The organism is Cytobacillus sp. IB215665 (genome assembly GCF_033963835.1).
In the GTDB taxonomy this organism is placed as follows: domain Bacteria; phylum Bacillota; class Bacilli; order Bacillales; family SM2101; genus Nanhaiella.
The window spans coordinates 206,967-231,267 of the sequence record NZ_JAXBME010000001.1; the positions used below are offsets into that span (position 1 = coordinate 206,967).

The following is a 24,301-nucleotide window of genomic DNA, read 5'->3' on the forward strand; positions in this document are numbered from 1 at the left end:
ATTAGTAATATGTCAATAAAAAATAAGGGGTTGGGTACATGCTAGGTTTAGCAAAAGGATTAAAATATACCCTAAATAGTGTAACGAAGAAGAAGGTTACGTATGATTATCCGAATGAATCATTACCACTTCCTGATCGTTTTCGAGGAATACAAAAATTCTATCCTGAAAAATGTATCGTTTGTAACCAGTGTGCAAATATATGCCCGACTGATTGCATTAGGCTGACTGGTAAGAAGCATCCTGATCCAAATAAAAAAGGGAAAATCATCGATACTTATGATATTAATTTTGAAATTTGTATTTTATGCGATTTATGCACGGAAGTTTGTCCGACTGAAGCAATAGTCATGACCAACAACTTTGAGCTTGCTGAGTACAGTCGTGATGAGCTATTTAAAAATCTAGAGTGGTTAGATGAGAATGACCAAAACATTCGAAAGGAGAATAAAGCATGAGCGGTGAATTTATAGCACTAATAGTACTTTCACTAATCGCTATAATTGGCAGTATCCTCATGTTGTCTCTAACAAAGGTAGTACACATGGTCATTTCACTTGTGTTTACGTTTATTAGTATTGCTGGTGTTTATGTCCTGTTGTCTGCAGAATTTGTAGCGGCTGTTCAAATATTAATATACTCTGGTGCAATTACGATTATTATGTTATTTGGTATTATGCTGACACGTCATAATGATGAAACGGGTGACTCTAAGGCAAGCATGCTCCGTAAGCTTCTTACCTTATTGGGTGTCATAGCTTTTGGAATCGTAGTCATGCTAGGAATTGTTAATCTTGATTTCGGTCAACAAGCGACTACGTTACATGTAGAAAACACAAAGCAGATAGGTATAGCCCTTTATTCTAAATTTGTTATACCGTTTGAATTAATGTCTGTTCTTTTGCTTGTAGCACTCATTGGGGCTATTATTTTAGCAAAAAAAGATGATGAGGAGGCGGACAATAAATGAGTTCAACTCCTTTAGCTGGTTATTTATTATTAGCGTTGTTTTTATTCTGCTTAGGCTTGTATGGTGCGCTGACGAAAAAAAATATGGTCATTGTGCTCATTTCGATTGAGCTAATGCTCAATGCTGTAAATATAAATTTAGTAGCATTTAGTAAATTTGGAGTCAATCCAAATATTACTGGTCAAATCTTTTCCCTTTTTACGATAACTATTGCTGCAGCAGAAGCCGCGGTTGGTTTAGCTATATTAATGGCGCTATATCGTAATCGTAAGACAGTTAACATTGACGAAATGGATTCGATGAAGCATTAATGGACAGTTTATCTTCACTGACTAAAAAAAGGGGATCGTGATACGATGATGGAATATGCATGGTTAATACCGCTTTTCCCGTTAGTTTCTTTTGTGATTCTTCTCCTATTTGGTAAGCGTTTAAAGGAGGGGAGTGCATATGTAGGTATTCTCATGACGTTGGTATCTTTCACATTGGCAATTTTCGTATTGGTTGAACGGCTGAGTGAACCAACATTTAAGCAAGAAGGTACATGGCTTACGATTGGGAATATCAACTTAACAGCGGGATTTGAAATCAATCAATTAAATGCACTAATGCTAGTAGTAGTAACGCTTGTCAGTTTTCTTGTACACCTTTATTCAAAGGGATATATGCATGGAGATGAACGGTTTTCAGTATTTTATGCATATCTAGGGTTATTTACATTTTCTATGCTAGGATTAGTGATCTCACCAAACCTACTTCAAACATATGTATTTTGGGAGTTAGTTGGTGTGGGATCTTTCTTATTAATCGGTTTTTATTTTTATAAAGAGGATGCGAAAGCAGCTGCCAAAAAAGCGTTTATCATGACTAGAATCGGTGATGTAGGATTATTCATTGGTATGATTCTATTATTTTGGCAGGTCGGTAGCTTTGAATATGATGAAATTTTCCATGCAGTATCAACAAATGTGATACCTATGGAAATGATTACTTTAACAGCTATTTTAATTTTTATTGGTGCAATGGGTAAGTCAGGTCAGTTTCCATTACATTCATGGCTCCCTGATGCAATGGAAGGTCCGACACCTGTATCCGCACTTATACATGCGGCAACGATGGTAGCTGCAGGGGTATATTTAGTTGCTTCGATGTTTCCTTTGTTTACTGCAAGTGAAACAGCATTGACAACAGTTGCAATAGTTGGTGGCTTTACAGCGATATTTGCGGCATCGATCGGACTAGTTCAAACGGATATTAAACGAGTGTTAGCTTATTCAACGGTTAGTCAGTTAGGATATATGATGCTTGCGCTAGGCACTGCGGGCTATGTCGCTGGGGTATTTCACCTGACGACACATGCATTTTTTAAGGCATTGCTATTCTTAGCAGCTGGTAGTGTCATTCACGCAGTTCATACGCAGAACATCAATGAGATGGGCGGTTTATGGAAAAAGCTGCGTCTTACAGGTCCGTTATTTTTAATTGGTACGTTAGCAATTAGCGGTGTACCGTTATTTTCTGGTTTTTTCAGTAAAGAAGAAATTTTAGTTTCAGCATGGACTCATGGCAATTATGTATTGTTTTGGATCGCTGTCATTGCAGCATTCTTCACAGCATTTTATATGTTCCGGTTATTCTTTTTAGTATTTACAGGAAAACAAAATGGAACTACGAAAGAGGTACACGAGTCACCATTATCGATGACGTTTCCGATGATTGTGTTAGCTATTTTAGCGATTGTAGCTGGATATATAAATACACCTTGGTTTGGAACGTTCTTAGGTGATTGGTTGGCAGAAGGAAATGAATACTTGGAAGCTGCACATGTTAAAGCCCCATCATGGATTATGATTGTGGCAACGGTCGTTTCATTTGCCGGTATTTTTCTAGCATATTTAATGTATGGGAAAAAATCACTTGCAAGGGATACCTTCTCTTCACGTGAATCGATTGTATATAACATTTTGTTAAATAAATATTACGTAGATGAGTTTTATCAAGCAACGGTTGTTTACACAACTAAAGTGATTAGCTTATTTATGAAATATATTGAGAAATTTATCATTGAAGGTATAGTGAATGGAATTGCATTATTTACACAAAGCATAGGTAGAATAGGGTCCAAGCTACAAAATGGTCAGATTCAAATGTATGGTGCAGTGACTATTATTGGTTTAGCAATCTTATTAGTGATCTTTGCTTTGACAGGGGGGTATATCGGATGAACGCATCTTTCTATTTATCACTATTAATATTCTCCCCATTACTAGGAATTATTCTTCTCATGATGATTCCTAAAACGCAAGAGAAGCAAATAAAGCTTGTAGGTTTTTTAGCAACATTACCTGCACTATGCTTATCACTCATTGTTTTTGTGAAATATGTAACTGGTGAAGCTTTAAGTCAATATGCAGAAAAATATGAATGGATTCATTTAGGTCAGTTTCCAGGGTTACCTGAATTTGCTTGGAGAATTGATTATGAGCTGAGTCTCGACGGTCTAGCACTCGTCATGATCGTACTTACAACAGTCCTTTCGACACTAGCAGCGATTGCGTCTATTCATATTAAAAAAGAATGGAAAGGCTATTTCATGCTTTTCCTGTTACTAGAAATTGGAATGCTCGGCGTTTTTGCTGCTGGGAACCTTATCTTATTCTTTATTTTCTTCGAAGTAACGCTTATACCAATGTTTTTCCTTATTGGAAAGTGGGGCTATTTTGCCAAAGAAAAAGCTGCGTTCAGCTTCTTAATCTATAATGGGATTGGTTCAGCTATCCTATTAATCGTTATCGTTATCTTATTTGCGAAAACCGGAACAGCCAATTTTGATGATCTTAAGGTTGCCTTAAGCTACCCTGTCGATCAAATTCAATTTTTCTTTCCAGTTTCTGAACAACTTCGTTATGGGTTACTCATTGCACTTATTGTTGCATTTGGCGTGAAGCTACCTATATTTCCGTTACATAGTTGGATGCTACGTGTACACGTCCAAGCACCACCAGCCATTGTAATGCTTCACTCAGGCGTCCTATTAAAAATAGGTGCTTTCGGTCTCATTCGGTTTGGTATGGGGTTATTCCCGAACGAGTTTGAATCAATAGCAATATGGTTAGCGATATTAGGTGTCATTAACCTGTTATATGGTGCATTTTTAGCACTTATTCAAACTGACTTAAAAATGGTACTCGCTTATTCAAGTATTTCACATATGGGAATTGTGTTAATCGGACTAGCTGCATTAAATGAGGCTGGCGTTCAAGGTGCGATTTTTCAAGTCGTATCACACGGCTTAATTTCAGCATTGTTGTTCTTCCTCATAGGTGTCATGTATGAACGTGTCAACACTTCATCGATTGACAAGCTTGGTGGTTTAGCGAAGGCGATGCCATTAACAGCTGGGTTCTTACTTGCAGGAGCAATGGCATCATTAGGATTACCTGGCATGTCAGGGTTCGTTAGTGAATTCATGGCATTTGCTGGTTTATTTAAAGAAATGCCTGTCATTGCAGCAATAGGGGCACTTGGTATTATTTTGACAGCAGCTTATTTACTACGAGCAGTGTTGCAAGTAACATTTGGAACTGCAAAGCAATCATATGGGAAACTAGCTGATTTCAAAGCAGTAGAAATGGTTCCTGCGCTTGTATTACTCGGTTTTATTATCTTAATAGGTGTATACCCAACTGTTCTATCAGAGCCGTTAAAATCAACTATTGAGACTATTATGTTAGGAATAGGAGGGTGAGCGGGATGGATCTCGATACTTTGCTTAGTTACGAATGGGGAATTATGGCACCAGAGTTCGTCATCCTCGGTGTTGCAACCCTTCTTTCACTAATAGATTTGTTTATGGGACAAAATAAAAGTCGTAAGCCACTCGCGTGGTTAGGCATTGCTGGGATTGTCGTTGCTATTATCTTTTTAGTAGGGTCATTTGATAAAGAAGTGACATCCATTTTATATGATACGTATCGACTTGATTCTTTCGGTAAAGCATTTAAGCTATTATTGCTAGTAGGTGCCGGCTTAGTGTTGTTGCTTTCAATGAGCTATCAGCCAAAAGATAAGCTAGAATACCGTGGTGAATTCTATTATTTATTTTTAACTGCACTACTAGGTGCTATGATTATGACTTCAAGTGGAGATATGATTACACTATTTGTCGGCCTTGAATTACTCTCTATTTCATCATATATTTTAGCAGGAGTACGCAAAAAGAATCAGCAATCAAATGAATCAGCGATGAAATATGTAGTGAATGGTGGAATTGCTACAGCGTTAACGTTGTTTGGAATGAGTTATATTTATGGATTAACAGGTACTACAAATGTAATTGAAATTGCATACCAGCTTTCAACAATTTATGATACGAACATGCAATACATGTTATCATTGGCATTTTTAATTATGTTCGTTGGCTTGGCGTTTAAACTAGCAGCTGCACCTTTTCATATGTGGGCACCAGATGTCTATCAAGGGGCACCTACACCAGTTACTGCATTTTTAAGTGTAGTATCAAAAACTGCTGGCTTTGTTATTATTATGCGCTTGTTCTTGTCCATTTTTCCACAAACACCAGCAGGAGGAACAAGTGGGAATTGGATGTTTTTCGAAATGCAAGATTACATTGCATTCTTAGCAGGAGCATCGATGATTATTGGTAATACCATTGCGTTAAAACAAAGAAATGTTAAACGTATGCTTGCCTACTCTAGTATCGCTCATGCTGGGTACGTATTAGTAGCTTTTGTCACGCTCTCACCATTTATGATTGACACCATTTGGTTTTACTTAGCTGCGTATTTACTAATGAATTTAGGGGCATTTGCAGTATTGCAACTTATCACTGATAAATCTGGTTCTGAGGATATAAGCCAGTTTGCTGGGCTATATAAACGTTCACCGCTGTTAGCAGTGACGATGACCATCTTTATATTATCGCTTGCAGGTATTCCTGGAACAGCAGGATTTATTGGGAAGCTAAATATATTTATAAGCGCATTTGCTTCTGTTCCTAGCCATTACGTACTCGCATCGATTTTAATCGTGACAACTGTCATATCTTATTTCTATTACTTCGGCATATTGACGCAAATGTTCTTTCGCCCTGCGCCATCGCAAGGTGCATTTAACGTCTCTTTCGGTGTCATAGCTGTTATCGTCATTTGTGCAATTGGTACAATCCTTCTAGGGATACTGCCTGGCATTGCATTTGACTTTTTATACGATACTTTTAATTATTTTAATGATTTTGTACGCTAGTTGAGAGTTTTATAGCTCTTATATAGGAATGAGACATTGAAAGCATGTGGGGTAATAGTAAACACAGCGCAGTTACTGGCGTAGCTTTCATTGGTCATTTGAATTCACAAATATAGAGGTTTATTGATAAGATAGAAGGAGAGGTGGACAATGCTACCTCTCCTTTTTGTGGGAAGACTCAGTGACTCTAAAGGAAATGCGATGAACGGAATAGCTTTTCAAGTAAAGGAGATTTATTGGCAATCTATGATGGGAGGTATATAATTATGACAAATTATGGTATAGATGCACTTGTTAGCATCCTATCACATTTGATATTTATTACGATTACATGGTGGGCACTACAATCGCTAAATTATGAAAAGATTTTTAAAAAAAATCGGGTAATCCAAGCTCGGACATTATTTATTTTAATTACTATTGCAATCGGTTCAACCATTAGCAACTTCTTTTTAGACTACCTTTTCTGGTCGAAGCAAATTACCACCTTATTTAGCTAAATTTGTGCTTAAAACTGCCTAGAGTGAACTTTGCATAGTATCACGTACGGTTTTGACAGAAAAGAACACAGTTAGGACAGAAAAACCAAGTTAGGATAGTAAAACACATAATTTGGACAGTAAAAGGCTAAGATTGGACAGTAAAAGACTTAGTTTGGACAGTAAAACACCAAGATTGGACAGTAAAACACAAATTTGGACAATACAGCTTCTATTGTTGTTAAGTTAATTAAAAGAATGTAAGAAAATTAAAGGAGAACGAGTAAAAGGTGGAGAATTCTTCAAAAAAATAATATGAGGTGATGGAATGATCAGAAAAGAAAGGCAAATCCCACCTAAGATAGAACTATTAGAGGCTTTATTAAGACGGTTGCCACCTACACACTCTAAAAAAGAGCTGCTTAGTGAAGAATTAGCAAAAGCTTATGCTGGATATCGAGGAGAGAAGTCGCTTGATTATCATTTTGACTTTCTCCCAAATGATAAGTATTTCATAATTCATGATTTAAGAATTCCTGATAGTGAAAACCGTTATTTTCAGCTAGATACACTCATCATATCGGCATGTTTTATTTTAATTATTGAAGTGAAGAACATCTCTGGCACACTCACATTCGACCGAACCTTTCACCAGTTGATTCGAGAATTAGATGGAAACGAAGAGGCATTTCCTGACCCCTTTTTACAAACTAGTAGGCAAGAAAGTCAACTGAAAAATTTGTTAACGAAGTATAAATATACATCTATACCAGTTCTATCACTCATCGTCATAAGCAAACCTTCAACAATTATAAAAAACACTTCCCATTTTAAGGAAACCTCTCTCAAAGTGATCCACGCTGCATCACTCCCAACCAAACTAAACGATCTAGCTTCCATATATAAAGAAGAAATATTAACTAAGAGTGAACTTAACAAAATCATCCAACTGCTCGTACAACATCATTCTCCAGCATATCCAGGTGTGTTACAAAAATTTCAAATTCATTCCTCTGAGATTATTACAGGAGCCCATTGTCCAATATGCTCTACCCTTCCGTTACATCGACAACGAGGTGCTTGGTATTGTCCCGTATGTAAATCGAACATTCAAAATGCTCATATTTATTCTTTAAAAGATTTTTATCTCCTCATTAGCCCAATAATTTCTAACAAACAATTACGTGAATTTCTTCAGCTACCTTCCATATCGATTGCCTCAAAAATATTGGTATCCCTCAACCTACAACATTCTGGGAATTTTAAAAAGAGACAGTATGAGCTCTCACTCACGAAATTAAATGAATTAGTTAAGGCTCATTCCGCAAAACTATGACTAAGTTGTGATCAATGTTATAAAAATGCTACTTATTGCTTATGCGTTTGACTTATTAGTAACCAATATGCTGAGTATAGTATTTGCATTCTTTCCTTCACTTATTTTCTTGTCTAAAGATGACGAGTTTTTCCAAGTATGAACTGCGTTGATGTGGCAACAATGAAAATAAGGAGAGGAAGTGGCGAGAGATGAAAAATAAGCTTCATAAAATATGTATGTTACTTATTGTAGTGATTTTACTAAGTATTTATGGAAATTCGATGACTAGTGCAGATGAGTACGTAAATAAACTAGAGGAAATTGCAAATGTATACGAAAATAATCATATTACGATTGAAGAATGGAGCCTCTATAGTAGACAGGCATTAGAAATCAGTGATCAGGTGGAATTTGAACAACGGATAGAGGAGCTTAAGGAGAAGACTGACAGCTTTAATTGGAATATTTCTAAAAGTTCAAATAAATGGGAAGCTGTTGGTACATTCGAGCATTTTGATAAAAACCAAACAGAAGTTGTAAAGCTCATCTCATCATATGACAATGGACATCGGTATTCATACCTATTTTATGAAGTGAAAGGAAATCACACCGATTGGACTAGTGTAAATGGCACAACAAAAAACAGGATAGCTGACATTTTTACTGATGATGTCACAATTTTTACTTGTATCAAGGGCTATTTAAATGATAAGATTGAAGAGGTTTTGTATAAACGAGCGGACAAATTACTACAACAATTTAATGCTAGAGCAATTGAGGCATTGAACGAAGAGACATTTGTCTCAATTTCTGCATATACTGATGATTGGAAAGATATTATTCCAACAAAAACTGAACCGATCAATATACAAATAGCCTTGCGTAGTACAGGGTTAGGTGGGAGGACTAACGTTGTAGTTGGAACACCTATCATAACATCTGAATATTAATATTATATAGAAAATGGACGCGGAGGGGAATATACCTTGGAAAAAATCATCGTCCGTGGCGGAAAAAGGTTAAGTGGTACGGTTAAAGTAGAAGGTGCAAAAAATGCCGTTTTACCTGTAATCGCTGCATCTTTATTAGCGAGTGAAGGAAAAAGTATAATAAGTGATGTACCTGAGCTCTCCGATGTATACACGGTGAATGAAGTGTTACGTTATTTAAATGCTGACGTAACATTTAATAATAATCAAATTATAGTTGATGCATCTAGAGAGTTAACGATAGAAGCACCATTTGAATATGTTCGAAAAATGAGGGCTTCTGTATTAGTAATGGGATCGTTATTAGCGAGAAACGGTCAAGCGAAAATTGCTTTACCAGGTGGTTGTGCAATTGGATCAAGACCAATTGATCAACATTTAAAAGGCTTCGAAGCGATGGGAGCAACTGTAAAGGTTGGTAATGGATATATTGATGCAAAGGTAGATGGAAAACTACAAGGTGCAAAAATATACCTAGATTTCCCTAGTGTAGGTGCTACAGAAAATATTTTGATGGCAGCTACGTTAGCTGAAGGAACAACGATTATAGAGAATTGTGCAAAAGAACCAGAAATTGTTGATTTAGCAAACTTTTTAAATAAAATGGGTGCAAAAGTACGTGGTGCTGGAACTGGTACGATTCGTGTCGAAGGTGTAAAAACGTTATATGGAACAACACATCAAGTGATTCCAGATAGAATTGAAGCGGGTACTTTTATGGTAGCAGCTGCAATTACTGGCGGTGATGTATACGTACAAGGAGCAGTACCGGAACATTTAAGCTCATTAATAGCAAAGATGGAAGAAATGGGCGTAACGATTACTGAGGAGCATGATGGCATACGAGTAGTTGGTCCTCAAACGTTAAAAGCTGTAGATCTAAAAACGATGCCTCATCCCGGATTTCCAACAGATATGCAGTCACAGATGATGTCATTACTGTTATGTGCAGAAGGCACTAGTATGATCACTGAAACTGTTTTTGAAAACCGTTTTATGCATGTAGAGGAATTTCGTCGGATGAATGGTAATATTAAGATTGAAGGACGTTCAGTTATTATTAACGGTCGTTCTGATTTACAAGGGGCAGAAGTAGCTGCTACAGATCTTCGTGCAGCAGCGGCTCTCATTTTAGCTGGATTAGCTGCTAAAGGGCATACAAGGGTTACTGAGCTTAAACACTTAGATCGTGGCTATGTAAGCTTTCATGAGAAATTAACAGGCCTTGGAGCTGATATTGAACGTGTAACAGTTCAAACAGACCAATTCACAGCAGAATATAACCAACAAGCAACTTAACAACATAAAGGGGCCTGACCTCCACCGCTATACAAGATTAAAGCGGTGGAGATCAGGCCTCTTTGCTTTAAACTTACGTTTCCTAGGGCCTCAATAACTCCAAAGTAATTTCTTAAAAAAAATAATATTTATAAATACCGTAATATTAATGCATTAAAAAATACCAGGAAATTTTCTAACGTTAATTAACCCTCGCTTTCTTCATTCAATTTAGAACTTTGAAAGAAACAAAGCAATCACTCATATCCCTTTTACTTCATTCAATATATATTGAACTCTAACTTACTTATATGTATGAAATTAATTCCATAACAAAATTTTTTATTCTTGGAAATTTTTTTTGAAAAACATGCTTGTAATACCTCCAAAAAAATAATATGATAGTTCTTCAAGGCTAAATTTGTCAAAATTGTGACAAATACCGTAAATAAAGAATAAATAGACAACAATTTTGGGGGGAATTACACAATGATTTATTCAAATCCAAACAATGAAAGCGCTTTAGTGAATTTTAAAGCACAATATCAAAATTTCATCGGAGGGGAATGGGTTGCTCCAGTTAAAGGTCAATACCTAGACGTAATCTCTCCAGTAACCGGAAAGATATTTACAGCTGTTCCACGTTCTTCATCAGAAGATGTTGAATTAGCACTTGATGCCGCTCACGCTGCAAAAGACGCTTGGGGTAAAACATCTGTTGCTGAACGTGCTGTTATTTTAAATAAAGTTGCTGATCGAATTGAAGAAAACTTAGAAATGTTAGCTGTAGCCGAAACTTGGGATAATGGTAAAGCGGTTCGTGAAACATTAAATGCTGACCTTCCTTTAGTTATTGATCACTTCCGTTATTTTGCTGGCGTTATTCGTGCACAAGAAGGCGGTATTAGTGAACTTAACGAAGATACAGTTGCATATCACTTCCATGAGCCAATTGGTGTAGTTGGTCAAATTATTCCTTGGAACTTTCCGCTTCTAATGGCGTCTTGGAAAATAGCACCTGCACTTGCAGCTGGAAACACTATCGTGCTAAAACCAGCAGAGCAAACACCAGCTTCTATTTGTGTGTTACTTGAACTAATTCAAGATATACTACCAAAAGGTGTATTAAACGTTGTCCAAGGTACTGGTTTAGAAGTAGGAAAGCCACTAGCAACAAATCCACGTATTGCTAAAATTGCTTTCACTGGTTCAACAGCAGTAGGACGTTCTATAATGCAATACGCAACAGAGAATATTATTCCTGTAACATTAGAGCTAGGTGGTAAATCACCTAATATCTTCTTCGCTGATGTAATGGATGCAGATGATGATTATTTAGACAAAACAATTGAAGGTTTTGTATTATTCGCTTTAAACCAAGGTGAAGTTTGTACTTGTCCTTCGCGTGCATTAATTCATGAATCTATTTATGATAAATTTATGGAGCGAGCTTTAGAACGTGTTAAAGCTATCAAAGTAGGTAATCCACTAGATACTGAAACAATGATGGGTGCACAAGCTTCTCAACAACAGTTAGATAAAATCCTTTCTTACCTTGAGATTGGTAATAAAGAAGGTGCAGAACTCTTAATTGGTGGTCACCAAAACAAATTTGAAGGCGATCTTAAAGAAGGTTACTATGTAGAACCAACTGTGTTTAAAGGTCATAACAAAATGCGCATCTTCCAAGAAGAAATTTTTGGCCCTGTGTTATCAGTAACAACGTTCAAAGATTTTGATGAAGCAATTGAAATTGCTAACGATACATTATACGGCCTTGGTGCGGGTGTTTGGTCTCGTAACGGTGAAACTGCTTATCGTGCAGGTCGTGCAATTGAAGCGGGGCGTGTTTGGACAAATACATATCACCAATATCCAGCTCACGCTGCTTTCGGTGGTTACAAGCAATCAGGTATTGGACGCGAAAATCACTTGATGATGTTAAATCACTATCAACAAACAAAAAATATTTTAGTTGGTTATAACAAAGGTTCAATGGGCTTTTTCTAAAATGGAAAAAGTTATTGCAACTGAACCTGCTAAAGCATTAATTAAACAATTACAAGAACAACACGGTAAACTTATATTTGTTCATTCAGAAGGTTGTTGTGATGGAACTTCGCCAATTTGTATGAAATCGGATGATTTTTATCTCGGGAGCAGAGATATACAAGTAGGTGAAATATTAGGTGTTCCCTATTATATGCATAGGTCCAACTTCTCTTATTGGGAACATTTACAAATAGTAATTGATGTGATTGATGGTATTGGTAATTCATTTTCTTTAGAAAGTATAGAAAATAAAACATTTATTATCCGTGCAAGCCAAACGGCCACTTAACAGTAAATATACTTTTTTTCTTAATCAAGTAACTAAAACCCATTCGCTATATTAGTAGTTAAAGCGAATGGGTTTTAATATTTTCGAAAAAAAGCTGTTTTCCAGAGATAAGCTACAGTAGTTAGGTCTCACATTCTTATCATAAAAGGTTGTCCACCTCCATAAGCATATATAGAAGTGTGGTTTTGAGAATCTTATGAACTACACAAAAAATCTATTTGGAGGCTTGAAGCGATGAAACAAGTAAAACCACTAGTTATACTAATTTCTGTACTATTTGCCATGATTATTGTAATCCCCTCATTGTTAGTTTTCCCTTTCTCAGCTAAGGAAGGTGGGAAACTCATTGAAGAATCGAAGCCGGAATCCTCTCCCAACTTAACTACGAACACATTAAATTCCGAAGTGGAAGTGGCTGTCTATCGTAGTCAAGCTAAAACGATCGAGCATGTCCCTCTTGAAGAATATGTTGTTGGAGTTCTAGCATCAGAAATGCCTGCAGATTTTGAACTAGAGGCTTTAAAAGCACAGAGTTTAAGTGCGAGAACTTATATAGTTAAAAAGATGATAGGTGGGCAAGCGGTTGGAGTACCAGAGGGTGCCGATGTTACAGATATGGTACTTCATCAAGTATATAAAAGCAAAGATGAGTTGAAGAAATTATGGGGTGTAGATTATGAACGGAAGATGGAAAAGTTTCAAGAGGCTGTACGTTCAACTGCCGGCCAAATATTAACTTATGATAGTACCCCAATAGAAGCATCCTTTTTCTCAACGAGTAATGGGTATACAGAAAACTCGGAGGATTATTGGGAAAATCCATTTCCCTATTTAACAAGTGTAGCAAGTCCTTGGGATGAAGCTTCTCCAAAATTTCATAATCAAGTAACGATGACGGTGGCTGAGTTTGAACAGAAACTTAACATAAAATTACCGAGCGATGGTACAGTAGGAAAAATTATTGCAAGAACTCCTGGTAAACGTGTTGATACCGTAGAAATAAGTGGTAAAACGTTTAAAGGGAGAGAGGTTCGTGATCAATTAGGGTTATCTTCATCAGATTTCACATGGGTACGTAAAAATGATCAAATTGTCATCTCAACAAAAGGCTATGGGCATGGTGTTGGTATGAGTCAATATGGCGCAAACGGAATGGCTGAAGAAGGGAAAACTTATCAGGAAATTCTTACACACTACTACAAAGGAACACAAATTAGTGATGCAACGCCTTATTTAACTAATTTTATCGTAAAAAATTAGTTATTTAATCCTGAACAATTACTAAACGAGAGTGCGTAAAATCAGATAAGACAGCTTTCTTGCATAAAAAAAGCCCAATTTAGGGCTTTTTTTAATTATTATGGATAATTTTTTACTTAATGGGGATATTAAAACAAAAAAAAATAAAAAGATTGTATAAAAATATGAAAATGTGCCCAAAATGGTTGCTGAGGTGATGAATTCATGAGAGAAGAAAAGAAATTCTCAAAAGTGAAACGATTTTTTAAACGTCGTTGGGTTCTTCCAGCAATTTATATTGCTAGTGCAGCAATCATTCTAACAGCTATCCTTTGGTATCAAAACAGCAAAAATGTTGCAGATTCTGATCAATATGATCTTGATAATGTATCATTGCAATCCGATTACTTTGTGGATGATGATTCTGTACCAGTAACTCAATCGCTTGAAAGTTTTATGTATCCAGTGACGAATGTTGAAGAAATGGAAATTCAAAAGCAATTTTATGATGCCGATGCATCTGACGCAGATCAAGAAGCAGCGCTGTTATACTACGACAATCAATATATTCCAAACAAGGGTATTGATATTGTAACGAAGGATAATAGTGTCTTTGATGTAGTTGCTTCTGCTAGTGGAACTGTTACAAGAACTAGCGTTGATTCAACGCTTGGTAATGTTGTAGAGATTGATCATGGAAATGGGATTGTAACTGTATATCAATCACTTGCTGATATCCAAGTCCAAGAAAATGATATGGTGGAACAAGGGCAAGTTATTGCACAGTCTGGTAGAAGTCTCTTAAATAGTGAGGCAGAAAATCACGTGCATTTTGAGATCCGTAAAAATGACGAAGCCATTAATCCAATTAGTTTAATTGGAAGTCCAATCACTTCATTGTTAGATGAAGATGAAAATATGGATCTAGAGGCTTCTGAAGGAAAGAAAGAAGAAACATTGCCTGAAGAAGAGCAGGAAGAAGCTGAAGAAGAAGTAGAGGAAGAAGAAGAGGAAGCACCAGCTGAAGAAAAAGAAAAAGAAGAGGAAGCTCCTGCTGAAGAAGAAAAGCCAGGAAAAGAAAAAGAAGATAAAGATTCATAATCATTTGCTTTAGTTTAAAGTGAATAGCTTGATACAATTATGACCATTCTCATTAGAGAATGGTTTTTCGTTTGTCGTTATTTAAAGTTAACCATCATTATAACTAGAGGCTCTTTTCGTAAACTTAGTTGCTGTCGCTATTAAAAAATGAACAGTTTGGTGTTAAGAGAGCTCAAAGATTGTAAAAAGTAGAAAAGATGCCACGAAGTCTATAGGTTTGATACGTGCTTATCACTTAGAGCGATAAGCAATATTTAATACGAAGACAGCATTTACTAAGGCTCTTTTCGTAAACTTAGTTGCTAGCGCTATTAAAAAATGAACAGTTTGGTGTTAAGAGAGCTCAAAAATTGTAAAAAGTAGAAAAGATGCCACGAAGTCTAGAGGTATGATACGTGCTTATCACTTAGAGCGAAATGCAATATTTAATACGAAGACAGCATTTACTAAGGCTCTTTTCGTAAACTTAGTTGCTGTCGCTATTAAAAAATGAACAGTTTGGTGTTAAGAGAGCTCAAAGATTGTAAAAAGTAGAAAAGATGCCACGAAGTCTATAGGTTTGATACGTGCTTATAACTTATAAAGATAAGCAATAATCAATTCGAAAACACCGAAAACAAAAGTGCTACAAACGTTAGTATATTAGGATTTTTTATTGTTGCTGTTTGGACAGTAAGATGAGGTTTTATTTGAGTCTGAAATTTACCAAGAACGTTAACGTGTTTATATCTTAGTCCCTAAAATATCAATTGATGCGAAATTACTTGAAACTGTTATGTGAACAACCTTGTTTGGATATACGAAAATACATTTGTTAATATCCTCAAAGAAGTTATATTCTGTTTGCAGGATTGCTAATCTTTTGTCGGAAATTTAGTTTTGAAATGGCTTATGGGTGTGATTTGAACAAAAAATTAACAAATCCCTTGTCCCTCTTGACTTTTATGGAATATATAATCACCCAAGCTAATAAAATGTTACAAACCTGATAAAAGAGAGTGTTTGAGGTGAGGGGCTTGGGTTTTATGATAACGATATAATTTATTCAAACTTATTACTGTCATAACAAATTAGAGCATTTTAATCGTGAAAGAAAACGAGTCTCTTTTGACACTTCTCACATCCAATTTAGGGAGGGCGAGTGGTGTGCACGATTACATCAAAGAGCGTACTATCAAGATTGGTAAGTATATCGTGGAGACGAGAAAAACCGTTCGTGTAATAGCGAAAGAATTTGGCGTTTCCAAAAGTACTGTTCATAAGGATTTAACAGAAAGATTACCTGAGATTAATGCAGAACTTGCAAATGAAGTGAAGGAAATATTAGATTATCATAAATCAATACGACATCTACGTGGTGGAGAAGCAACAAAATTAAAATATAAGAAAGAAGGTGAACGAGAAGAAGAGACTGTCCGATAAAAAGAAAGAGGATGAATCATCAAAGGTAGAGTCCGGTTTTATAACCTGTAAAAATGATTAATAAAATCAGACTCATTTGAGTCATCCTCTTTTTGTGTATTTGACCAAACTTTTAAAATTCGACTATTTTTTTACATCATTGCCTTCTAGGCGGAAATTTGTGATAAAATATAAAATTAGAGAAAGTATCGGGAATTTTGCAAGGAGGCTTATAATAATGTTTGCTAGAGATATCGGAATCGACTTAGGAACAGCGAATGTACTCATTCACGTAAAAGGAAAAGGAATTATTTTGAACGAACCATCTGTTGTTGCAATTGACCGCCAATTAGAAAAAGTTTTAGCAGTTGGTGAAGAAGCAAGACGTATGGTAGGTCGAACACCTGGAAATATTTCAGCCATTCGCCCATTAAAAGATGGAGTAATTGCGAATTTTGAAATCACCGAAGCAATGCTTAAGCATTTTATTAATAAACTAGATGTAAAAGGTTTTCTTTCTAAGCCACGCATACTTATATGCTGTCCGACGAATATTACATCGGTCGAGCAAAAGGCGATAAGAGAAGCGGCGATGAAAAGCGGAGGAAAAAAAGTCATTTTAGAGGAAGAGCCGAAAATAGCTGCAATTGGTGCAGGGATGGATATTTTTCAACCGAGTGGAAATATGGTTGTTGATATTGGCGGTGGTACGACTGACGTCGCTGTTTTATCGATGGGTGAAATCGTAACATCTTCTTCGTTAAAAATGGCTGGGGACAAGCTTGATATGGAAATTCTTCAATACATAAAACGTGAATATAAATTATTAATAGGTGAGCGTACAGCAGAGGATATAAAGATAAGTGTAGGGACGGTTTTTCCAGGAGCACGTAATGAGGAAATAGACATTCGAGGTCGCGATATGGTATCGGGATTACCTCGTACTATTACGGTAAGATCAGAAGAAATAGAAAAGGCTTTACATGAATCTGTAGCACTTATTGTACAAGCTTCAAAAAGTGTACTAGAACGCACACCACCAGAATTATCAGCAGACATTATCGATCGTGGAGTGATTTTAACGGGTGGGGGAGCGTTATTACATGGAATCGATCAGCTTTTATCAGATGAATTAAAGGTTCCAGTTCTCATCGCAGAAAACCCGATGGAATGTGTGGCAATAGGTACTGGTATTATGCTTGAAAATCTGGACAAGCTTCCAGTACGTAATTATAGCTAAGCCGTTTTCGTATTAATTGTTGGTTATTGTACTAAGAAATACGCATGTTCACAACTAGAAGGATTTCTTACATAATATGGTGACCGCTGTATAATCACTTGTAGTAGTTTCAATCAACAATGTTTAAGGCAAGAGCCTATGGATAAGAAGATGATACATATCGATTCAAGGATGAGGTGATAACAATGTTACGTGGATTTTACACAGCAGCATCAGGAATGATTTCACAGCAGAGAAAAACGGATATGTTAACAAATAATATGGCAAATGCAAATACACCAGGTTATAAAGCAGAACAAGGGTCCTTACGAGCATTCCCAGAAATGCTATTGCAGCAACTTGGCACGTCTTCTATTCCTGGACAAGAGTTGAAGGAGCTTCCTTATGCAAAAACAATTGGTACGATTAACACAGGTGTCTATTTACAGGAAACCATACCAAACTTCACTCAAGGTTACTTGAGAGAAACGGGATTACATACTGATTTAGCGCTACTTGATGTAGCTGTACCAAATAATGAGGGACTATTTTTTACGGTGCAAAGCGCAAATGGTGACACTTTGTACACAAGAAATGGTAATTTCACTATTGATGGACAAGGGTATTTAACGACTAGTAGTGGTCATTATGTCCTTGATGAAAATAATGCACCAATACAAGTGGGCAGTGGTCAATTTACAGTTAACAGTGATGGGACAGTGCTAGAAAACAATGAGATTGTTGGTCGAATAAATATCGCCTATGCAACGGACACCAATACCCTCATTAAGGACGAGACGGGTATGTTAAGAACGGAAAACAACCAAGCTTTGCCAAGTGCAAATACGAACCAAGGGATCATATTTAAAATTGAGCAAGGTTTTATCGAAGGGTCAAATGTTGACACAACACAAACAATGACAGATTTAATGACTTCCTATCGCGCGTTTGAAGCAAATCAAAAAATATTACAAGCATATGATAAAAGTATGGATAAAGCAGTAAATGAAATTGGTAGATTACGTTAAAATTAATTAAACCGTGTTTCAAATAAGCATACATTTTATTTATTGCTGATTATTGGGAGGGAATATGTAGTGAATAGGTCAATTTTGGCAGCTGCAAATACGATGGGTCAATTACAACAGAAGCTTGACATGATTGGTCATAACCTTGCAAACGTTGATACGGTTGGCTACAAACGTCGTGAAGCAAGTTTTACTGAATTATTGTATCAAGAGTTTAATAATCAACCTAAGGATGATCAAGAGGTGGGTCGCTTAACACCAGATGGTATCAGACTGGGTACTGGGTCAAAATTAGGCCAAACAAGTATTGTTCTTTCTCAAGGGAGCCTTAAAGAAACTAACCGATCGCTTGATATTGCTTTTACTAAGGAAGGGCAATTTCTTCGCGTATCCGTAGAAGAAAATGGCAATGAAACAATAAATTATACGAGAAATGGTGCGCTCTATCTTTCACCTCTAAGTGAAGGGTCTAATGAATCAGTGCTAGTAACGAGTGATGGGTACCCTGTACTTGACAGCTTAGGTAATGCTATTAATATTGAAAATGATTTCCAAGACATATCTATTAACGAAAATGGTACAATGAACGTAACGAAGAATGATGGTGAAGAACAAGTTTACAATCTTTCTGTTGTTGAAATACATCGACCACAGCTATTACAGTCTATCGGCGATAATTTGCTTGGATTACCAAATCTCCAACAATTAAACTTAGGTGAAGATGAGGTATTAACATATTTAACAGACGGGCTTCAGGAAACAGTAAGTCTAAAACAAGGGGCTTTAGAGCAATCTAATGTTAACTTGTCAAAAGAAATGACAGATATGCTCACAACGCAACGAACGTACCAATTTAATGCAAAATCAATTTCTATCGCAGATCAAATGATGGGTCTCGTAAATGGAATTCGATAATAAAGATAGATCAATTAGTTCGGGAATAAGATGACCGAAAGCTTGAAGGAAATGCTAATCCTACGTTAGCTTAAAACGTTTCAGACTTAAGTTTAGCCATTTCTTTCACGTAAGCAAGAAATATCTTCCTATTCTTTTTGAACAGATCTATATTTAAAAGGAGTAAAGATAAGTGACAACGAATGTAAACCAGTCTGAAACAAAGACGCGTTCTCAACTGAGACAAGAACGACAACAAGGGGAAGATCATACACAAGACACGAAAAGTAAGAGTAAAACAAAAGTGAAAGCTCGTGTACGCTTAATCCCCATTTGGTTAAAACTAATAATTGTTGCAGTACTACTTGTCACCAGTTTATTATTAGGTGCTATAGTTGGTTATGGTGTCATTGGAAATGGAGATCCATCCGATGCGCTCAAAAAATCTACTTGGCAACATATTTTTGATTTAGTTGATAAAGATACCCAGTAAGAAGGAGATTTGCATATTATGTTAGATGTAACAGCAATTAAAGATATTATACCTCATCGTTATCCATTCTTATTAGTTGATAAAATTATAGAAGTAGATGAAGGCAAGCGAGCTGTAGGCATTAAAAATGTAACAGCTAATGAAGAATTCTTTAATGGACACTTCCCTGATTTCCCTGTTATGCCAGGTGTTTTAATTGTAGAAGCATTAGCACAGGTCGGTGCTGTAGCTATGTTAAAGAAAGATGAAAATCGAGGCAGGTTAGCGTTTTTTGGTGGAATTGATAACTGTAGGTTTAAAAAGCAAGTGAAACCTGGTGACCAATTGCGCTTAGAGGTAGAAATGACTCGTGTACGAGGTTCCATTGGCAAGGGAAAAGCTGTTGCAACTGTAGATGGAGAAATTGCGTGTGAAACGGAAATTATGTTTGCTCTTGGTGATAAAACAGAGTAAATCTACACTTTAATTATGACATAATACGATTACCCTAGTGGTAATCTTTTTTTATGGCCTTTTTCGTATAGATTCCGTAGCATTTTTTCTTCTAAAAACAATAACTGATGAGCAAGACGATGTAGTTATGAATGCTAAATCAGCTTATATGTGATGATCGCTAATTTAACTAACAATGAATAAATACTTTCCTAAAAATAACAATTATTTAATGAAAAATTTCAATGAAATTTGGGAAACATATTCAAAGACACACCTTTGGATGTCTAAGAAAGGATAAATAAGGAGTGAGTTTCATGAACAAAAAATGGTCATTAACACTAATGAATTCATTATTATTTGCGTTACTATTTACAGGTTGTAATACGAATCCAGAAAATCCTCCACCACCTGAGACTGAAACACCGATGGAAGAAGAACTGCCAGAGGAAGATTTAAATAATAACACTTATGAGGAAGATATGATGGAAGAAGAGGAAGAAAATCAAGAGGGATAACAATACGTTATTATTTCTACTGCCCACTTTTTGTGGGCTCATTTTAATTAGACTGTTTCACATTGATTGTTGCTTCTCGTACTAAGAAATAAACACGTATAAACTAATCGTTCGTAGCATCTTTTCTCACTTAAAATGAGATCAATGCTTAAATTTCTTCCAAATTCTATCCACTTCGAAATAATTCTTCACGATGTAACAAATTTCCTCAATAATTGTCATTTTGAATAACTATATGGTATTATTAATAATTAGTCAGATTAATTTTGGAGGTACGGATAGTAAATGTTCAAAAATCTTCCACACGGTATAAAAATTAGTATTTCTCGCTCAATATCTGCAGCATTCGAACAGTATATGAACAAAATTGAGTGGAATGAAGAAAAATATGATACCAATGATTTTATTCAGCATTGGAGACACTATGCAGACAAAAATGCATCATGGTTTGATAAAATAGAAGATGAAATTAAAGAAAATCCTTTATTTCATGAACAGCTTGCGGATAAAATTAATGAAACAATTGAGAAGCTTTTATCAGAACAACCAACAAACGATCAAATACAACAAATCGAATCTCTAGTTAATGAACTGCAAATAGAAGATATTGATTATGCGTGTAAATCAGAAGCGAAATACCATATTGACCAATTAACAAAGGCTGTAAAAAAAAACAGCAACGACAAAAATTAACTGAAATCTTGTATTTTCAGGCATTCGAAGAAGAATTACCAGAACAGGCATATAGTCTTGATGAGCTCACGAAAATTGGGAAGCAAGCACAGGAGAAGCTTAATTCGGCAGAAGAACTAACTGAAGAGCTTGATGATGTGACACAAAATAAAGAATTTAAATTGTACCATTAAACAATATAAAGTATAGAGGGACAGGTTCCATAACCTATATGGGCCTGTCCTTAGTTAAGAGCAATTACACCCCACCAACCCACTTTAAAAACTCATTATGTGACCTGGCTTCATCTACTATTCCTCTGAAAAGCTATGCAACTTCCGTATTTCTGCGCATTATACATTTATACTCTATTAGAACAGACTTAAAGAAGGTAATTTCGTTTAGTAGTGATAAAAATAGTAATATATAGACAAAATTTCTATTTTTTCATAAATATGAGACGATTATACTATATAATAAATATTATCCTTTTTAAGGGGGTTTTTATGTGAGCATTTACTTTTACCTTACAAAGGTGTCGGTATCAGAAGTGCGGAGCGACACAGAGGAAAATGGTCTATTCTACAAAATTCTCATTAATGAAAATCCAGCGATGTATAACTATAAAGATACACAGTTGAAGCATTTAGATGATGTCATTACTAGCCAAATTATTTATCACTTTGATGACGTGCAAATACCTTTATCAGCTCTACCAAAACCACACTCGCATTCCACGGCGTTTTATTGTAAATCTAATTCCATTATTGAACTATACTTTTTATCTAATGATAAAAAACAATTAGTAGTTGCATCGATTTTCCTACAACATAATAAAATAAGCTTATTAACCTATAAGTGGAATAAACGAATGAAAGAGTATATCTTACAACCATTGCATGTAGAAGATAGTTTTATGGAAACCTCAATTCAAAGAGTATTAAAACGATTTAGTATTATGAGGGGAAATATTTGTGCATTTATGCTTTTTCCGAATGAAAGAAAGAATAATTAGTAGATCAACGATGTGATGGTCGAGTAAGCTGAAATATAGAAAAGGGTCAATCTTACATCGTTGATAGCTTGGTTAACATTCACCATAACTGGTGAATATATAGTGTAAGGTCACAGACCCTAAGAGTACCTCAAAATAATATAATTAGGGCTTCAAATAAAGCTAAAGCGTGTATGCCACCATGCATGAGAGGCTTTGTTGCATGGGGAGTATGTAACAAAGTGATAGATAGCATACATGCACATTTCATCACTTATCGACTATTGTTATTAAGCTGTTGTTTAAATTCTTGTAATAGCTGTTCACCGTGTAAACCTCTTTGGAGTAAATCAGTTAATAATATTTCGGCACGTTTCGTTCTTCGGTTGATTAAGACACCGTCCATTAAAACGCTCACACTATCCCCCATGGTTGTAATCTTCTTTACTTTTACAGACATTGTTGCAGGGTCATTGTCTTTTTTGGAGATGACCGTTTGAATCGGAATGCTCTTTGTCTGACTCTGTTTATGTAGTTCATTGAATAGGTGTAAATAGTCTGGAACAATTAAAATATCAAGTAACCACCTGTTTTCGCCGTCCTCTTTATTAATGATTAACCCATCAAGTAATGATATGCCTTGTTTACTAACCTGTAATTCGTCATCATTTAATATAGTGAGGGCAACTAATCTGAAGGTTTTCATGTACACACCTCCCACATTTAATAAGAAACAACTTCATTTCTTACAGTATATCATAATCATTGAGGTATATTTTTAAAAGAAATAATGACAGTCTTAGTTCAGCGAGGTTTTTAATGTAGGCTCTTTTCATAAACTTTGCTGTTTTTTTAATTTATATTTTAAAAACTGATGTGTATGATTTGCTACGAACTCTAGTTGTGTGCACGAGGTTACTTCCTCATAGGAAATACAGCCTGAATGTAATAGGATTTTCGCTTACAAGCGACAGTTCAGCTAGTTAATATGTTAAACGAATATATTTAAGCTACTGGAAAATAGTATATGAATAATTTATCAGCACCAATAGGTCCTTTCATACATATCGTGTCCCCCATTGATTACGGGAAGTGCTATCAAATGCCAAATCATTTGTTTACTGAATCTTATATGCTTATGATATTCTATATGTGTTCATATATAGGCGCTTGTATGTATAACTGTGCTAATCTTGTCAAGAGTTGACGATTATTATTGAGATGGATATGCTTGAAATCTATGAATACAGAACAACGTCTTGTTTTGATCGTTAGAAACTTCAGCAGCAATTGATGGTAGTTGGCAAGGTGTTACCTATTCTAGTGAAATTGTTACATTCATTCAGCAGTTCGAAGAAAGTGCGGGGATCGTATAACGTGTAAGTTGTTTATTTTCAACTCTAACAAAGCCTTCACGCAACTATTAGCTTCATGTTCCAATACCTCTTCTGTTAACTCGAATCCTAAATTCCACTAAAATCTAGTTAGACCAATCACTGTAATCCTATTATTCCTCTTGAATGTCTTCCCTATGTATAAATGATAATGATATATACAATAGGACTAGATAGTATGAAATTCGCTTTACGTTTTAGTCATGAGAAAAAATGGGTATAATAAACACAAAAAAATCATAGTTTATGAAGAAGGTTATTAATTCAATTAAAATC

Annotated in this window: 25 protein-coding genes; 24 read left to right on the top strand and 1 reads right to left on the bottom strand. The window is 35.7% G+C overall.

The features are described from left to right. Positions 1–38: 38 nt before the first annotated feature. The 24 genes from nuoI to SLH52_RS01040 all read left to right on the top strand — a co-directional run bounded on the left by nuoI (position 39) and on the right by SLH52_RS01040 (position 22,652). Positions 39–458 carry an NADH-quinone oxidoreductase subunit NuoI gene (nuoI, locus tag SLH52_RS00925; protein WP_214480854.1) on the top strand — a complete coding sequence of 140 codons (420 nt, stop codon included), beginning with the start codon at positions 39–41 and terminating at the stop codon, positions 456–458. After that, on the top strand, positions 455–970 hold the full coding sequence (locus tag SLH52_RS00930) for an NADH-quinone oxidoreductase subunit J (protein WP_320207427.1): 516 nt from the start codon (positions 455–457) through the stop codon (positions 968–970). Before nuoI ends, SLH52_RS00930 begins: the two co-directional genes overlap by 4 nt. After that, positions 967–1,281: an NADH-quinone oxidoreductase subunit NuoK gene (gene nuoK / locus SLH52_RS00935; RefSeq protein WP_214480852.1), complete on the top strand. Its 315-nt coding sequence runs from the start codon at positions 967–969 to the stop codon at positions 1,279–1,281. The genes SLH52_RS00930 and nuoK overlap by 4 nt, the downstream gene beginning before the upstream one ends. Positions 1,282–1,326: 45 nt before the next feature. Then, entirely contained in the window at positions 1,327–3,195 is a 1,869-nt protein-coding gene (gene nuoL / locus SLH52_RS00940; RefSeq protein ID WP_320207428.1) for an NADH-quinone oxidoreductase subunit L, read from the top strand. After that, on the top strand, positions 3,192–4,718 hold the full coding sequence (locus SLH52_RS00945) for an NADH-quinone oxidoreductase subunit M (RefSeq protein WP_320207429.1): 1,527 nt from the start codon (positions 3,192–3,194) through the stop codon (positions 4,716–4,718). The genes nuoL and SLH52_RS00945 overlap by 4 nt, the downstream gene beginning before the upstream one ends. Before the next feature lie 5 nt (positions 4,719–4,723). Then, positions 4,724–6,235 (top strand): NADH-quinone oxidoreductase subunit NuoN, encoded by a 1,512-nt coding sequence (gene nuoN / locus SLH52_RS00950; RefSeq protein WP_320207430.1) that lies wholly within the window; start codon positions 4,724–4,726, stop codon positions 6,233–6,235. A gap of 266 nt (positions 6,236–6,501) precedes the next feature. Further along, positions 6,502–6,735 (top strand): DUF1146 family protein, encoded by a 234-nt coding sequence (locus SLH52_RS00955; protein WP_320207431.1) that lies wholly within the window; start codon positions 6,502–6,504, stop codon positions 6,733–6,735. A 307-nt stretch (positions 6,736–7,042) separates the two neighbouring features. Further along, a complete protein-coding gene (locus tag SLH52_RS00960; protein ID WP_320207432.1) occupies positions 7,043–8,050 on the top strand; it encodes an NERD domain-containing protein in 1,008 nt (335 codons plus the stop codon). Between the two features lie 191 nt (positions 8,051–8,241). Then, on the top strand, positions 8,242–8,982 hold the full coding sequence (locus SLH52_RS00965; protein WP_320207433.1) for a YwmB family TATA-box binding protein: 741 nt from the start codon (positions 8,242–8,244) through the stop codon (positions 8,980–8,982). Between the two features lie 36 nt (positions 8,983–9,018). Then, on the top strand, positions 9,019–10,320 hold the full coding sequence (gene murA, locus SLH52_RS00970) for a UDP-N-acetylglucosamine 1-carboxyvinyltransferase (RefSeq protein ID WP_320207434.1): 1,302 nt from the start codon (positions 9,019–9,021) through the stop codon (positions 10,318–10,320). A gap of 468 nt (positions 10,321–10,788) precedes the next feature. Further along, complete coding sequence (locus tag SLH52_RS00975) at positions 10,789–12,309, top strand: aldehyde dehydrogenase family protein (RefSeq protein WP_320207435.1); 1,521 nt, start codon at positions 10,789–10,791, stop codon at positions 12,307–12,309. Position 12,310: 1 nt separating this feature from the next. Beyond that, positions 12,311–12,640 carry a DUF779 domain-containing protein gene (locus SLH52_RS00980; protein WP_320207436.1) on the top strand — a complete coding sequence of 110 codons (330 nt, stop codon included), beginning with the start codon at positions 12,311–12,313 and terminating at the stop codon, positions 12,638–12,640. A gap of 234 nt (positions 12,641–12,874) precedes the next feature. After that, positions 12,875–13,900, top strand: a complete 1,026-nt coding sequence (gene spoIID, locus SLH52_RS00985) for a stage II sporulation protein D (protein ID WP_320207437.1) — start codon at positions 12,875–12,877, stop codon at positions 13,898–13,900. 204 nt (positions 13,901–14,104) lie between these two features. After that, the gene (locus SLH52_RS00990) at positions 14,105–14,980 is read left to right on the top strand and encodes a M23 family metallopeptidase (protein ID WP_320207438.1); all 876 of its coding nucleotides are present in this window, start codon (positions 14,105–14,107) and stop codon (positions 14,978–14,980) included. 1,146 nt (positions 14,981–16,126) lie between these two features. Then, positions 16,127–16,402 carry a sporulation transcriptional regulator SpoIIID gene (spoIIID, locus tag SLH52_RS00995; protein WP_214480842.1) on the top strand — a complete coding sequence of 92 codons (276 nt, stop codon included), beginning with the start codon at positions 16,127–16,129 and terminating at the stop codon, positions 16,400–16,402. Between the two features lie 217 nt (positions 16,403–16,619). Further along, entirely contained in the window at positions 16,620–17,621 is a 1,002-nt protein-coding gene (locus tag SLH52_RS01000) for a rod shape-determining protein (RefSeq protein ID WP_320207439.1), read from the top strand. Positions 17,622–17,806: 185 nt separating this feature from the next. After that, on the top strand, positions 17,807–18,628 hold the full coding sequence (locus SLH52_RS01005) for a flagellar hook-basal body protein (RefSeq protein ID WP_320207440.1): 822 nt from the start codon (positions 17,807–17,809) through the stop codon (positions 18,626–18,628). Between the two features lie 69 nt (positions 18,629–18,697). Then, positions 18,698–19,543, top strand: a complete 846-nt coding sequence (locus SLH52_RS01010) for a flagellar hook-basal body protein (protein WP_320207441.1) — start codon at positions 18,698–18,700, stop codon at positions 19,541–19,543. A 172-nt stretch (positions 19,544–19,715) separates the two neighbouring features. Further along, positions 19,716–20,015 carry a DNA-directed RNA polymerase subunit beta gene (locus tag SLH52_RS01015; protein ID WP_320207442.1) on the top strand — a complete coding sequence of 100 codons (300 nt, stop codon included), beginning with the start codon at positions 19,716–19,718 and terminating at the stop codon, positions 20,013–20,015. A gap of 18 nt (positions 20,016–20,033) precedes the next feature. Beyond that, positions 20,034–20,468 (top strand): 3-hydroxyacyl-ACP dehydratase FabZ, encoded by a 435-nt coding sequence (gene fabZ / locus SLH52_RS01020; RefSeq protein ID WP_320207443.1) that lies wholly within the window; start codon positions 20,034–20,036, stop codon positions 20,466–20,468. A gap of 296 nt (positions 20,469–20,764) precedes the next feature. Then, complete coding sequence (locus SLH52_RS01025) at positions 20,765–20,965, top strand: hypothetical protein (RefSeq protein ID WP_320207444.1); 201 nt, start codon at positions 20,765–20,767, stop codon at positions 20,963–20,965. 285 nt (positions 20,966–21,250) lie between these two features. Beyond that, positions 21,251–21,658 (top strand): hypothetical protein, encoded by a 408-nt coding sequence (locus SLH52_RS01030; RefSeq protein ID WP_320207445.1) that lies wholly within the window; start codon positions 21,251–21,253, stop codon positions 21,656–21,658. An 8-nt stretch (positions 21,659–21,666) separates the two neighbouring features. Further along, the gene (locus SLH52_RS01035; RefSeq protein ID WP_320207446.1) at positions 21,667–21,831 is read left to right on the top strand and encodes a hypothetical protein; all 165 of its coding nucleotides are present in this window, start codon (positions 21,667–21,669) and stop codon (positions 21,829–21,831) included. 314 nt (positions 21,832–22,145) lie between these two features. Next, on the top strand, positions 22,146–22,652 hold the full coding sequence (locus SLH52_RS01040) for a hypothetical protein (RefSeq protein WP_320207447.1): 507 nt from the start codon (positions 22,146–22,148) through the stop codon (positions 22,650–22,652). Between the two features lie 253 nt (positions 22,653–22,905). Here SLH52_RS01040 and SLH52_RS01045 read toward each other — a convergent pair whose 3' ends face one another. Then, positions 22,906–23,337, bottom strand: coding sequence for a YwpF-like family protein (locus tag SLH52_RS01045; RefSeq protein ID WP_320207448.1), 432 nt, complete (start codon positions 23,335–23,337; stop codon positions 22,906–22,908). Positions 23,338–24,301 lie beyond the last annotated feature (964 nt).